General features: G+C 70.8%; 12 protein-coding genes. 2 read left to right on the top strand and 10 right to left on the bottom strand.

Annotation, left to right across the window (positions count from 1 at the left end; genetic code table 11):
* The first annotated feature begins 663 nt into the window (after positions 1 to 663).
* Positions 664 to 1701: a tryptophan--tRNA ligase gene (gene trpS, locus ACIBNA_RS24795; RefSeq protein WP_399167314.1), complete on the top strand. Its 1038-nt coding sequence runs from the start codon at positions 664 to 666 to the stop codon at positions 1699 to 1701.
* A 44-nt stretch (positions 1702 to 1745) separates the two neighbouring features.
* On the opposite strand, the gene proC is transcribed toward trpS, so the two are convergent.
* The 6 genes from proC to ACIBNA_RS24765 all read right to left on the bottom strand — a co-directional run bounded on the left by proC (position 1746) and on the right by ACIBNA_RS24765 (position 6378).
* Positions 1746 to 2558 carry a pyrroline-5-carboxylate reductase gene (proC, locus tag ACIBNA_RS24790; protein WP_399167313.1) on the bottom strand — a complete coding sequence of 271 codons (813 nt, stop codon included), beginning with the start codon at positions 2556 to 2558 and terminating at the stop codon, positions 1746 to 1748.
* 117 nt (positions 2559 to 2675) lie between these two features.
* A complete protein-coding gene (locus ACIBNA_RS24785; RefSeq protein WP_399167312.1) occupies positions 2676 to 3455 on the bottom strand; it encodes an ABC transporter permease in 780 nt (259 codons plus the stop codon).
* Positions 3452 to 4258 (bottom strand): ABC transporter ATP-binding protein, encoded by an 807-nt coding sequence (locus ACIBNA_RS24780; RefSeq protein ID WP_399167311.1) that lies wholly within the window; start codon positions 4256 to 4258, stop codon positions 3452 to 3454. The genes ACIBNA_RS24785 and ACIBNA_RS24780 overlap by 4 nt, the downstream gene beginning before the upstream one ends.
* A 32-nt stretch (positions 4259 to 4290) precedes the next feature.
* A complete protein-coding gene (locus ACIBNA_RS24775; protein ID WP_399167310.1) occupies positions 4291 to 5151 on the bottom strand; it encodes a class I SAM-dependent methyltransferase in 861 nt (286 codons plus the stop codon).
* A 61-nt stretch (positions 5152 to 5212) separates the two neighbouring features.
* Positions 5213 to 5695, bottom strand: coding sequence for an EamA/RhaT family transporter (locus ACIBNA_RS24770; protein WP_399167309.1), 483 nt, complete (start codon positions 5693 to 5695; stop codon positions 5213 to 5215).
* A 353-nt stretch (positions 5696 to 6048) separates the two neighbouring features.
* Entirely contained in the window at positions 6049 to 6378 is a 330-nt protein-coding gene (locus ACIBNA_RS24765) for an SH3 domain-containing protein (protein ID WP_399167308.1), read from the bottom strand.
* A gap of 182 nt (positions 6379 to 6560) precedes the next feature.
* Here ACIBNA_RS24765 and ACIBNA_RS24760 point away from each other — a divergent pair, with 182 nt between their 5' ends.
* Complete coding sequence (locus ACIBNA_RS24760; protein WP_399167307.1) at positions 6561 to 8714, top strand: serine/threonine-protein kinase; 2154 nt, start codon at positions 6561 to 6563, stop codon at positions 8712 to 8714.
* A 67-nt stretch (positions 8715 to 8781) separates the two neighbouring features.
* Here ACIBNA_RS24760 and ilvD read toward each other — a convergent pair whose 3' ends face one another.
* The 4 genes from ilvD to ACIBNA_RS24740 form a co-directional block, all read right to left on the bottom strand.
* Positions 8782 to 10635, bottom strand: coding sequence for a dihydroxy-acid dehydratase (gene ilvD / locus ACIBNA_RS24755; RefSeq protein WP_399167306.1), 1854 nt, complete (start codon positions 10633 to 10635; stop codon positions 8782 to 8784).
* 131 nt (positions 10636 to 10766) lie between these two features.
* The gene (locus tag ACIBNA_RS24750) at positions 10767 to 11405 is read right to left on the bottom strand and encodes a TetR family transcriptional regulator (protein ID WP_399167305.1); all 639 of its coding nucleotides are present in this window, start codon (positions 11403 to 11405) and stop codon (positions 10767 to 10769) included.
* 37 nt (positions 11406 to 11442) lie between these two features.
* Positions 11443 to 12267: a sugar phosphate isomerase/epimerase gene (locus ACIBNA_RS24745; RefSeq protein ID WP_189725897.1), complete on the bottom strand. Its 825-nt coding sequence runs from the start codon at positions 12265 to 12267 to the stop codon at positions 11443 to 11445.
* A 91-nt stretch (positions 12268 to 12358) separates the two neighbouring features.
* Positions 12359 to 13291 (bottom strand): Ppx/GppA phosphatase family protein, encoded by a 933-nt coding sequence (locus tag ACIBNA_RS24740; protein ID WP_274818159.1) that lies wholly within the window; start codon positions 13289 to 13291, stop codon positions 12359 to 12361.
* Positions 13292 to 13313 lie beyond the last annotated feature (22 nt).

Here is a 13313-nt window from a genome sequence, read left to right as displayed (position 1 = left end):
CTCAAGGAACGGTCGCTTCCTTTGTACTCACCCTCTCGGGCTTTCCTCCGGGCGCTTCCCTTCGGTCTTGCGTTTCCGACTCTATCAGATCTTTTCTCGATCCGATTTTCTCGGTGCTTTCCAGGTTCCCGCTTCCGCGTTTCCCTTTCCGGCGGTTCTGACTCTATCAGACCCTTTCGGCTCCGATTCCCTGTCAGCAGGGTTTGCCTTCGCGGCTGTTGGGCCGTTCCGACGAGTGAGACTTTAGCGGATTCCCTGGCTCCCGAGCCAATCGGGGGCCGCGTCCTTTCGGACGGGGATTCCTCATTCCGCAAATACGCATGCCAATGAAACGACAACAGAGCTACTGCGTCGAGTAGTGGTTGGTACCTGCGGAGTGGCTGTCCGGGGACCGACCGGAGTCGGCGCTCACGTCGGACAACTCGGAGAACACTACGGATCGGGTCTGGGCGTGTCAACTCAAGGGCGGACGGCACTCCGGGGGCGTAGTCTGAGGTGCATGACGACGCGTACGTGTACCCAGCTGTGGTGGGCCGCCTGACGGCGGCCGTCTTCACGTATGCACTCAACGGCCGCCGCTTCGGCGGCCGTTCTTGTTTCTCCCTCCAGACCACCGAGGGGCGGCCGCCGGGGCGATGGTCCCGGCCAGGAGGTGGAGGAGAGATGACACGGGTCTTCAGCGGGGTCAAGCCGACGGGACATCTGACGCTGGGGAACTACCTGGGAGCCATGCGGCGGTGGGCTGCCGTCGACCAGTACGAGGCCGACGCCTTGTTCTGCGTCGTCGATCTGCACGCGCTGACGGTGGACCACGATCCCGCGCGGGTGCGCAGGCTGAGCCGGCAGGCGGCGACCTTGTTGCTGGCGTCCGGGCTGGATCCGGAGCTCTGCACGCTGTTCGTGCAGAGTCATGTGGACGAGCACGCCCGGCTGTCGTACGTGCTGGAGTGCGTGGCCACCGACGGTGAGATGCGGCGGATGATCCAGTACAAGGAGAAGGCCGCGCGGGAGCAGCGTCGGGGCGGGAGCGTGCGGCTGTCGCTGTTGACGTATCCCGTGCTGATGGCGGCGGACATCCTGGCGTACGGGGCCGACGAGGTGCCGGTCGGGGACGACCAGGTGCAGCATGTGGAGCTCACGCGGGATCTGGCGGTGCGGTTCAACCAGCGGTACGGGCATACGTTCGTGGTGCCACGGGCCACGCGTCCCGGGGTCGCGGCGCGGGTGATGAACTTGCAGGATCCGACGTCGAAGATGGGCAAGAGCGACGACGTCGGGCCGGGGATCGTCTATCTGCTGGACGAGCCGGACGTGGTGCGGAAGAAGGTCATGCGGGCCGTGACCGACAGCGGGCGGGAGGTCGTGTACGACCGGGAGGCCCGGCCGGGGCTCGCGAATCTGCTGGAGATCCTCGCCGCGTGCTCGGGTGGGAGTCCTGAGGAGCTGAGCGGGGCGTATACGTCGTACGGGGCCTTGAAGAAGGACACCGCGGAGGCCGTGGTGGAGGTGCTCAGGCCGGTGCAGGAGCGGCACAAGGAGTTGTGTGCGGATCCCGGTCAGGTGGAGCGGGTGCTGCGTGACGGTGCGGAGCGGGCTCGGGGGATGGCTCGGCCGACCGTGGATGCCGCTTATCGTGCGATCGGGTTGCTGCCGGCCGTGCCGGAGGCGGCGGACGCGGGTGGGGCCGCGCTGAGGGTGTGAGGTGGTGCGGGCGTCGGGGGGGGCGCCCCCGACGCCCGCGGCGCTCAGCTGTTGTTGCCGGAGGCCAGGGCGCGGCTGCGGTCGCGGGCGGCTTCGAGGGCGGCGATGAGGGCGGCTCGTACGCCGTGGTTCTCGAGTTCGCGGATTGCGTTGATCGTCGTGCCGGCGGGGGACGTGACGTTCTCGCGGAGCTTGACGGGGTGTTCGCCACTGTCGCGGAGCATCGTCGCGGCGCCGATCGCGGACTGGACGATCAGGTCGTGGGCCTTGTCGCGGGGCAGGCCGAGGAGGATGCCGGCGTCGGTCATGGCTTCGACCAGGTAGAAGAAGTAGGCCGGGCCGGAGCCGGAGAGGGCCGTGCAGGCGTCCTGCTGGGACTCGGGGACGCGGAGCGTCTTGCCGACGGCGCCGAAGATCTCCTCGGTGTGGGCGAGGTGGTCGGCGGTGGCGTGGGTGCCGGCGGAGATGACGGACATCGCCTCGTCGACCAGGGCGGGGGTGTTCGTCATGACGCGGACGACCGGGGTGCCGGGGGCGAGGCGTTCCTCGAAGTACGCGGTGGGGATGCCGGCGGCGCCGCTGACGACCAGGCGGTCGGCGGGGACGTGGGGGGCGAGTTCGTCGAGGAGGGTGCCCATGTCCTGCGGTTTGACCGTGAGGATCAGGGTGTCGGCGATCTTCGCGGCTTCCGGGTTGGTGACCGGGGTGACGCCGTAGCGGGTGCGGAGTTCTTCGGCTCGTTCCTGGCGGCGGGCGGTGACCAGGAGGTCGGCCGGGGTCCAGCCGGCTCGGATCATTCCGCTGAGCAGGGCTTCGCCGATCTTGCCGGTGCCGAGGACTGCGACTTTCTGGGTCATGGCGCGGGGTGCCTCCGGGGGTGCGTCGTCCGGAGTACATCCTCGCACCGGGGAGGACTCGGGTGTTCGGGTGTCCGCTGGGCGGGATGTCGGGGGCCGTGACCGGCGGTTCCGGGGCTATGCCGTCCTGCGTCGCAGTGTCGCCGCGCCCAGGGCGAGGACCAGCAGGGCGCAGCCGGCGACGATCAGGGTGTCGCGTACGAACGTGGTGGTCATGTCCGTGTGGCGGAGGACCTCGTTCATGCCGTCCACCGCGTAGGACATGGGGAGGACGTCGGAGATGGTCTCCAGGACCGGGTGCATGTCGTCGCGGGGTGTGAACAGGCCGCAGAGGAGAAGCTGGGGGAAGATCACCGCCGGCATGAACTGGACCGCCTGGAATTCCGAGGCCGCGAAGGCCGAGACGAAGAGGCCGAGGGCCGTGCCGAGGAGCGCGTCGAGGAGGGCCACCAGGAGGAGGAGCCAGGGGCTGCCGGTGACGTCGAGGCCGAGGAACCAGACGGCGAGGCCCGTGGCCAGGGCGGACTGGATGATCGCGAGGGTGCCGAAGGCGAGGGCGTAGCCGGCGATGAGGTCGCCTTTGCCGAGGGGCATGGCGAGGAGGCGTTCGAGGGTGCCCGAGGTGCGTTCGCGCAGGGTGGCGATGGAGGTCACCAGGAACATCGTGATCAGCGGGAAGATCCCGAGCAGGGACGCGCCGATGCTGTCGAAGGTGCGCGGGCTGCCGTCGAAGACGTAGCGCAGCAGGAGCAGCATCACGCAGGGGATGAGGATCAGCAGCGCGATGGTGCGGGGGTCGTGGGCGAGCTGGCGCAGGACGCGGGTTGCTGTGGCGGTGGTTCGGGAGATGTTCAGGGCCTGCGGTGGGGTGGGGGTGGTCGTGGGCGTGGGGGTCATCGCGTCGTCTCCTTTGTGCGGGTTGCCGCCTTTGCCTCGTCCACCAGGTGCAGGAAGGCCTCCTCGACCGTCTCCGCGCCGGTGCGGGTGCGCAGGGCCTCCGGGGTGTCGTCGGCGAGGAGTTCGCCTTCGCGCATGAGGAGGAGGCGGTGGCAGCGTTCTGCCTCGTCCATGACGTGGGAGGAGACGAGGAGTGTCGCGCCGCGGCTCGCCGCGATGTCGTGGAAGAGGGTCCACAGGTCGCGGCGCAGGACCGGATCGAGGCCGACGGTCGGTTCGTCGAGGACCAGGAGTTCGGGGGTGCCGAGGAGGGCTACGGCCAGGGAGACGCGGCTGCGCTGGCCGCCGGAGAGGTTGCCGGCCAGGGAGTCGGCGTGGGTGGTGAGGTCGACGTCGGCTATCGCGCGGGTGACGTTGTCGTGGCGGCGTTCGGCGGCGGGTCGGCCGGGGTCGAGTATCGCGGCGAAGTAGTCGAGGTTCTGGCGGACCGTCAGGTCGTCGTAGACGGACGGGGCCTGGGTGACGTAGCCGATGCGGGTGCGGAGGGTGGGGTGGCCGGCGGGCCTGCCGAGGACGTCCAGGGTGCCGGTGGCCTTGGCCTGGGTGCCGACGATGGCGCGCATCAGGGTGGACTTGCCGCAGCCGGAGGGGCCCAGCAGGCCGGTGATCTGGCCGCGCGGGACCGTGAAGCGGAGGTTGCGCAGGACCGTGCGGGGGCCGCGGGCGACGGTGAGGTTCTCGGCGTGGATGGCTGTGGGCTGAGTGGTGTCGGGGCGTGGTGGGTCGGGAGCATTATTCATCATGTGATGAATAATGCTCCTGGGGGTGGGGTGCGTCAAGCGGGGGTCTTCGCGAGGAGGAGGACCACCTCGTAGACCTCCTCGACGATGCCGTCCGGGAAGGCCTTGCGGAGGTGCTCGCGTTCCTCGGCCAGGAAGGCCGCGGTGTGTTCCTCGCCGTGTACCAGGAAGACCGAGTGGCTGCCGATGTTGGCGAGGTGGGTGTCGACGGGGACGCGGCGGCTCCAGCGGACCGTGCGGCGGGTGAAGTCGAGGCAGCCGGTGGGGTCGGCGGCGCGGGCGTCGACGTTCCGCTTCTCGGCCGCGACGTCGATGCCGAAGTGGCGCTCTGTGCGGGCGGCGGCCGCGGCGATCCACGGCACGTCGAGGGCGTCGGTGTTCCACCAGAGGGCGAGGGCGCCGCCGGGGCGCAGGACGCGGAGGGCCTCCGGGACGGATCGGGCGGGCTCGGTCCAGTGCCAGGCCTGGGCGTAGGTGACGAGGTCGACGGAGGCGTCGGCGAGGGGGAGGTCGTCGCCGGTGCCGCGGATGATCGGGATGCCGGGGAGGGTGCTGCGGAACTGGGCCGCCATGCCGTCGCCGGGTTCCACGGCGATGACGTTCGCGCCTCTTGCGTGGAGGAGGGCGGTCGCTATGCCGGTGCCGGCGCCGATGTCTGCGACGCGGGAGCCGGGGAGGGGGTGGTCGGCCAGGGCTTCTATCGCGTCGAAGAGGGCTGGGGGGTAGGAGGGGCGGTTGGCCGCGTATTGGGCTGCGGCGGTGTTGAAGGAGTGGGCGCGGGCGGTGTGGGTGGGGGGTGTTGGGGTGGGCTGCGTTGGGGTGGGGGGTTCGGTGGTTGGGGATTCGGGGGTGGTTTCGGCTCCGGTGGGGTGGGGGGTGGAGGGGTGTGTGGTCATACGGCCATGGTGGCCGGGGGTGGGGGCGGGGGTGGTGAGATCTCGGTGAGAGGCCGGCGGGTTATGTGCGGCGGCGCTTTTTCGACGGGTTGCCGGAGCGGCGGGTCGTGCGCTGCTCGTGGTGCTTGCGGGCTGCCTCGTACTCCTCGCGGTGCAGCTTTTCGCCGGGGGCCTCGGTGAGGGAGCGGAAGAAGTACGCGAGGAGGGAGCCGACGAAACCGATGGTCAGGAGGCCGCGGAGGGATGCCTGGCGGTCGGGGTCGGGGCGGCGGGTGAAGCCGCCCCAGGTGTGGCGGAAGGCCATCGCGCTGCAGATCGCGAACATCACGACCATGAGGAGCGTGACGAAGCTGCCGATCGCGGCGATCTGGAGGCCCTGGTAGGCGAGGCGGAGGACGAGGCAGGAGACGACTGCGGTGGCGAGTGAGCCGATGGCGACGCCGATGCGGCGGGCTGTGTAGCCGTTGTCGTGGTTCAGCCAGGTCGTGCCGAAGAAGCGGATTGGCTCGGGGTGGGGGCCGAGGGGGCCGTTCTCTGCGCTCACCGGTCGATTATGGCTCGGGGGGTGGAGTGGTGGGGTGTGCCTGCGGCGGCCTGTGCGGGTGTGGTGGGGGTGCGCGCCTTCGACTGCGCTGTGGTGGTGAGTCGGGGCCGCGCCGGGGAGTGTCCGTCCTCGGAACGGCCGATGGGGTTGCGAACCGACTGACTGTCCGTTGACGCGCCAACCGCTGCGGGCAGTCGTGCCGCTGGGGCGGCACGGGTGGGCGATGGGGGTATCCCCTGCTCGAGCGAAGCCGAGAGCTTGGGGGAGGCACCCCGCCACGCCGGGCTGCGCACCCACCCCGCCCCAGCGGCAACTCCGAGCAACGGCGAGAAGCCCAGCCCGGCTACCGCAGGTCAGCCGCAGCGAGGGCGGATGTAGCCGTCGCTGCCCGTGTTCACGTAGGCGTCCGAGACGTACTGGCCGCTCGCGATGTTGTCCCAGATGTTCGTCGTGCCGTACGGGCCCGTGACCCAGGTGCCGGGTGTCTGGCAGTGGATCGGGACTCGGGAGCCCTCGGGCAGGATCTTGACGATCGGGTAGCCGGTGCCGGGACCGCTGCGGACGTTGAGGCGGACGCCTGGTGCGATCGAGAAGTACGTGGCCGCCGCGGCCAGTGTGGTGACCAGCGGCATGCCGGGCTTGTGGGTGCCGCGCTCGGTCTCTTCGACAGGCTCGACTGACATGAAAAACCTCCCCCGTTGCACCCCATGGTTTCCATGGGATCCCGTTGATTCCCCTGAATCACGCCATCAAACACCTGTGCGCAACTCGCCGGCGGAGGCTAGCAAGCCGCCTCTGCCTCGCACGAGTCATCGACTAGGCTCCGTGCGTCGCGCGCGCGGACGAACAGCACGGGGGTGGTCCCATGGCGCCACAGCGAAACGTCGGAGCGGGCCCGGAAGCGGAACTTCCTGAGTACGCCGGTCACTACCGGCTGGAGTCCTGTCTGGGCTCGGGCGGCATGGGGGTCGTTCATCTGGCCCGGAGCACTTCCGGGATGAAGCTCGCCGTGAAGGTCGTGCACGCGGAGTTCGCCGAGGACCCCGAGTTCAGGGGGCGTTTCCGGCAGGAGGTCGGGGCCGCGCGGCGGGTCAGCGGGGCCTTCACCGCGCCCGTCGTGGATGCCGATCCCGAGGCCGGACGGCCCTGGATGGCCACGCTGTTCATTCCGGGCCCGACGCTGGCCCAGGAGGTGAAGCGGAACGGGCCCTTGGCCCCGGCGCAGTTGCGTCGGTTGATGGCCGGGCTCGCGGAGGCGCTGCGTGACATCCACCGGGTCGGGGTGGTGCACCGAGACCTGAAACCGAGCAATGTCCTGCTCGCCGAGGACGGACCGAAGGTCATCGACTTCGGCATTTCCCGGCCAAAGGACAGCGAACTGCGGACCGAGACCGGGAAGCTGATCGGTACGCCGCCGTTCATGGCGCCCGAGCAGTTCCGGCGGCCCAGGGAAGTGGGGCCCGCCGCCGATGTGTTCGCCCTCGGGTCCGTGATGGTGCATGCGGCGACCGGGCGCGGGCCGTTCGACTCCGACAGTCCGTACGTCGTCGCCTATCAGGTCGTGCACGACGAGCCCGAGCTGGCCGGTGTACCCCAAGAGCTGGCGCCGCTCGTGCTGCGGTGTCTCGCCAAGGAGCCCGAGGACCGGCCCTCCCCCGACGAGTTGATGCGGGAACTGCGGTCGGTGGCGGCCTCGTACGACACGCAGGCGTTCATACCGGCGCAGCGGGTGGACGAGGCTCCGGCGGAGGAAGAGGAAGAAGCACCGGCCGCGGAGCAGGAGGGCGGGGGGCCTGCGCCCGGTGTGTCCGAGGGCGAGAAGCCGTCGCGCCGGTCCAGGGTGCGGCTCGGTAAGCGGGCGGCTCTCGGTGCGGGGGCCATCGGGCTGACCGTCGTCGGTGCGCTGGTGTCGGTCGGCTTGCTGGGGGGTGGTGGGCCGGCGCCCGAGGTCGCTCCGCGGACCACGTCGGCCGCGTTCACCGGGTGGGAGGCGCCGCCGTTGTCCGGGAAGGGCACGCCTCAGTGTTCGTACGCGGCGGGGAAGCTGCTGTGTGCGCAGACCGGGCTGGTGTTCGCTCTCGATCCTGTCGACGGGCGGCTGCTGTGGCGGCATCCTCTGGACGGGGTCGCCGCGAGCGGGCCGCCGAGTGGGGCTCCGGTCGTGTCGGGTGGGCTGGTGCCAGCCGGGCTGGGCCAGGGGCCGCGGGTGACGATGCTCGACCCCGGCTCGGGTGACGTTGAGCGGCGGCAGAAGCTGCCCGGGTACGGAGGGCTGCGGGCCGTCGGCGGGATGCTGCTGCTCACCGCGGCCGACGGCACGGTCACCGGCGTGGAAAGCGCCTCGGGTGACGTGAAGTGGCGTCATCGGATTCCGGGACAGGACGCGCCGTACTTCGTCTCGTTCCCCGGTGATCCGCTGGCGTACGCGGCGAGCGTGTCGGGCGACGGGTCGGGCACGAAGGTCACGGCGGTGGATCCGGGCACGGGCGACGTGCGCTGGGACGCGCGGCTGGAGGGGGCGTTGCAGCCTCTCGGGGCTGTGGACGGGGCCGTCGTGTTCGTGGCGGTCGACGCCGTGCGCGGGGAGGCGCGGGCCGTGGTCCGCTACGACCCGGAGAGTCGGGCGAGTGTGCGGGTGCCGTTGCGTATTCCGTTGCAGCAGGTGGAGGGGAGTGTGCGCGGGGGCGTCGTTCATCTGATGGCGACGGGTGGGTCGCTGGTCGCCGTCGATCTGGAGGCGCGGAGGCAGCGGTGGAGTCTGGAGACGGGTGTCGTGCGGGGGTCGACGCCGGTCGCGGGCGACCGGTACGTGTACGTGACCGTGCCGGACGGGCGGCTGCTCGCCGTCGACGCGCGGCGCGGGACGCTCGTCGGCGAGACGTCTGTGCGACTGGGCGACAGGTCGGACCGGGTTCCGGCCGCGCTCCCCGAGCCCCTGCTCGTGGACGACCGCGTCTACGCCGGTGCGCCGGACGGGACCGTCTTCGCCGTGAACGGGCGTGATCCGTCCGGCTGGTAGGGCGTGGGAAGCGCACGCGGCAGGGCCGCCTCCGGGAGACCGGGGGCGGCCCTGCCGCGTGGAGCGCTCAGCCCAGCATCGTCACGTCGCGCACGGCGCCCTTGTCCGCGCTGGTCGCCATCGCCGCGTAGGCCCGCAGCGCCGCCGAGACCTTGCGGTCGCGGTTCTTCGGGGCGTACACGCCGTTCAGCGCCTGCTCGCGGCGGGCCAGCTCGGCGTCGCCGACGAGGAGCTCGATGGAGCGGTTCGGGATGTCGATGCGGATGCGGTCGCCGTCCTCGACGAGGGCGATGGTGCCGCCGCCGGCCGCCTCGGGCGAGGCGTGCCCGATGGAGAGGCCGGACGTGCCGCCGGAGAAGCGGCCGTCGGTGATCAGGGCGCAGGTCTTGCCGAGGCCGCGGCCCTTCAGGTACGAGGTCGGGTAGAGCATCTCCTGCATGCCGGGGCCGCCCTTGGGGCCCTCGTAGCGGATGACGACGACGTCGCCCTCCTTGATCTGCTTCAGCAGGATCTTCTCGACGGCCTCCTCCTGCGACTCGCAGACGACCGCCGGGCCCTCGAAGGTCCAGATCGACTCGTCGACGCCGGCCGTCTTCACCACGCAGCCGTCGACCGCGAGGTTGCCCTTGAGGACCGCGAGGCCGCCGTCCTTGGAGTACGCGTGCTCGACGGAGCGGATGCAGCCGCCCTCGGCGTCCTCGTCGAGGGCCTCCCAGCGCTCGGACTGGGAGAAGGCCTCGGCGGAGCGGACGCAGCCGGGGGCCGCGTGCCACAGCTCGATCGCCTCGGGGGAGGGGGAGCCGCCGCGCACGTCCCAGGTCTTCAGCCAGTCGTCCAGGGACGGGCTGTGGACCGAATGCACGTCCTCGTTGAGCAGGCCCCCGCGGTGCAGCTCGCCGAGGAGGGCGGGGATGCCGCCGGCGCGGTGCACGTCCTCCATGTAGTACGTGCGGTCCTTGGCGACGTTCGGCGCCACCTTGGCCAGGCAGGGGACCCGGCGGGAGACCGCGTCGATCTCCTCCAGGCCGAAGGGGACGCCGGCCTCCTGGGCCGCTGCCAGCAGGTGCAGGATCGTGTTGGTCGAGCCGCCCATCGCGATGTCGAGGGCCATCGCGTTCTCGAAGGCCGCGAAGGTGGCGATGTTGCGCGGCAGGACCGTCTCGTCGTCCTGCTCGTAGTAGCGGCGGGTGATGTCCATGACCGTGTTGGCCGCGTCGACGTACAGCTGTTTGCGGGCCGTGTGGGTGGCCAGCACCGAGCCGTTGCCGGGGAGGGAGAGGCCGATGGCCTCGGTGAGGCAGTTCATCGAGTTGGCGGTGAACATGCCGGAACACGAGCCGCAGGTCGGACAGGCGTTCTCCTCGATACGGAGGATGTCCTCGTCCGAGATCTTGTCGTTCACGGCGTCGGAGATCGCGTCGACCAGGTCGAGCGTGCGGACCGTGCCGTCGACCAGGGTGGCCCGGCCGGACTCCATCGGGCCGCCGGAGACGAAGACCGTCGGGATGTTCAGGCGCAGGGCCGCGTTGAGCATGCCCGGGGTGATCTTGTCGCAGTTGGAGATGCAGATCAGGGCGTCGGCGCAGTGGGCCTCGACCATGTACTCCACGCTGTCCGCGATCAGGTCGCGGGAGGGGAGGCTGTAGAGCATGCCGCCGTGGCCCATGGCGATGCCGTCGTCGACGGCGATCGTGTTGAACTCGCGCGGGATGCCGCCGGCCTCGACGATCGCCTCGCTGACGATCCGGCCGACCGGCTGGAGGTGGGTGTGGCCGGGCACGAACTCCGTGAAGCTGTTGGCGACCGCGATGATCGGCTTGCGGCCGATGTCCGCACCCGGTACACCGGAGGCGCGCATAAGGGCGCGGGCGCCCGCCATGTTGCGGCCGTGAGTGACTGTGCGGGACCTCAGCTCGGGCATCGTCGCTCGCTCCTTCAGAGACTGCGTCAGATGATTCGGAGATTTCTGACTGCTACCGAGCGTACGCCGGTCATCCAGAGGGCGGGACGGAGTGTCCGGAATGCGGGATGCCCATCTCGGCCGACGGCGGTTCAGGGCCCGGTGAGGTGGCCCTGTACGACCGGTGCCAGCCGCGCGATGATCTGCTCGGGATCCGCCGAGGCCAGCGGCTCGACCTTGATGACGTACCGCAGCATCGCGGTGCCCACGAGCTGGGCGGCGGCGAGCTCGGCCCGCAGTTCGGCGTCCGGCAGGTCCAGTCGTACGGCGATGCGGCGCAGGACCTGGGTCGCGATGATGCGGCGGAAGACGGCCGCCGCGGTCTCGTTGGTGACGGCGGAGCGGACGACGGCGAGCAGGGGCGTGCGGGTGGCCGGGTTCTCCCAGATGCCGAAGAAGAAGCGCGCCAGGCGCTCCCCCACGCCGTCGAGCGGGCCCTCCTCGATGGCCTTCGGTGCCTGCAGGGCGGGTCCGAAGGACTGGGTGATCGCCGCCTCGAAGACCTGCTCCTTCTTCCCGAAGTAGTGGTGCACGAGCGCCGAGTCGACCCCGGCCGCCTTGGCGATGCCGCGCACGGACGTCTTCTCGTAGCCGCGTTCGGAGAACTCGTCGCGGGCGGCGGTCAGGATGCGGTCACGGGTGTCGGCCGACTCCGTGCGCGGGGGGCGGCCACGGCGACGGGCGGTGATCCCCGTGCCGGCCGGGGGCCCGCCCGGGGGCAGGTCGCTCATCGTCTCGCCGTTTCGGTCGTCGGCTCGGCGCCCTCGTTCATCGCCTCGGCACCTTCACCGCCGAGGCCAGGTGCAGGCGCGTGAAGGCCAGCGCCTCCGCCAGGTCGGCCTCGCGCTCCGCGCTCGACATGGCGCGGCGGGTGTTGACCTCGATCACGACGTGCCCGTCGAAGCCGGTCAGGGCGAGCCGCTCCAGCACCTCGGCGCAGGGCTGGGTGCCGCGCCCGGGCACGAGGTGCTCGTCCTTGGCCGAGCCCCTGCCGTCGGCGAGGTGGACGTGGCCCAGGCGGTCGCCCATCCGGTCGACCATGTCCAGCGCGTCGGCGCGGGCCGTCGCGGTGTGGCTGAGGTCGATCGTGAAGTGGCGGTAGTCGTCCTTCGTCACGTCCCAGTCGGGGGCGTACGCGAGCATCTCGCGGTCGCGGTAGCGCCAGGGGTACATGTTCTCGACGGCGAACCGTACGTCCGTCTCGTTCGCCATGCGCCAGATGCCCGCGACGAAGTCCCTGGCGTACTGGCGCTGCCAGCGGAAGGGCGGGTGGACGACGACGGTGCTCGCGTCGAGCTTCTCGGCCGCCGCGCGGGCCCGCTGGAGCTTGGTCCAGGGGTCCGTGGACCAGACGCGCTGCGTGATGAGCAGGCAGGGGGCGTGCACGGCCAGGACCGGGATCTGGTGGTAGTCGCTGAGTCTGCGCAGGGCCTCGATGTCCTGGCTGACGGGGTCGGTCCAGACCATGACCTCGACTCCGTCGTAGCCGAGGCGCGCGGCGATCTCGAAGGCCGTGGCCGTCGACTCCGGGTAGACCGAGGCCGTCGACAGGGCGACCTTCGCGTCCGGGATCTTTACGGCTGGCTCTGCCATGCAGGACAGATTACGGGGTGTGGTCGGGGTGGAGCGGGGTGCCTGTTCGCCGTTGTGGTGTTTGCCACGGGCGGGCATGGTGCAAGGACCCCTAAACGGACTCCATGTGATCCAGGCGACGCAGGATCACGCCCTCCCTGAGCGCCCACGGGCAGATTTCCAGGCGCTCCACGCCGAAGAGGTCCATCGCGGCCTCGGCCACCAGCGCCCCCGCCAGCAGCTGGCCCGCCCTGCCCTCCGAGACGCCCGGGAGCTCGGCTCGTTCCGCCTCCGTCATGCCGGCCAGCCTCGGGACCCAGCCCTCCAGGGACTCCCGCTTGAGTTCGCGCTGGACGTAGAGGCCCTCGGCGGAGCGGGCGGCTCCGGCGATGCGGGCGAGCTGCTTGAAGGTCTTGGACGTGGCGACGACGTGGTCGCGCCCGCCGAAGCGGCTGAACTCGCCGACCGTGCGGGCGATCTCGGTCCGGACGTGCCGGCGCAGGGCCCGGACGTCGTCGGGGGCGGGCGGGTCGCCGGGCAGCCAGCCGGCGGTGAGGCGGCCGGCGCCCAGCGGCAGGGAGGCGGCCGCGTCGGGTTCCTCGTCGATGCCGTAGGCGATCTCCAGGGAGCCGCCGCCGATGTCCAGGACCAGTAGTTTCCCTGCCGACCAGCCGAACCAGCGGCGGGCGGCGAGGAAGGTGAGGCGGGCCTCCTCCTCGCCGGTGAGGACCTGGAGCTCGACGCCGGTCTCGGTGCGCACGCGCGCGAGGACGTCGTCGGCGTTGCGGGCCTCGCGCACGGCGGAGGTGGCGAACGTCAGGAGGTCCTCGACGCCCTTGTCCTCGGCGGCCTGGAGCGACTCCTGGACGACCGAGATCAGCCGGTCGACGCCCTGGGGGCCGATCGCGCCGTCGTCGTCGAGGAGCTGGGCGAGGCGTAGTTCCGCCTTGTGCGAGTGCGCGGGCAACGGGCACGCGCCGGGGTGCGCATCCACCACGAGCAGATGCACCGTGTTCGATCCCACGTCGAGGACACCGAGTCTCATGTACGGAACGCTACTGCCAGCC

This window comes from Streptomyces sp. NPDC050164 (assembly GCF_044459945.1).
Classification (GTDB): Bacteria; Actinomycetota; Actinomycetes; order Streptomycetales; family Streptomycetaceae; genus Streptomyces; species Streptomyces coeruleorubidus_A.
Note: the sequence above shows the minus strand (reverse complement) of the source record. Positions and strands in the feature narration are given on the sequence as shown.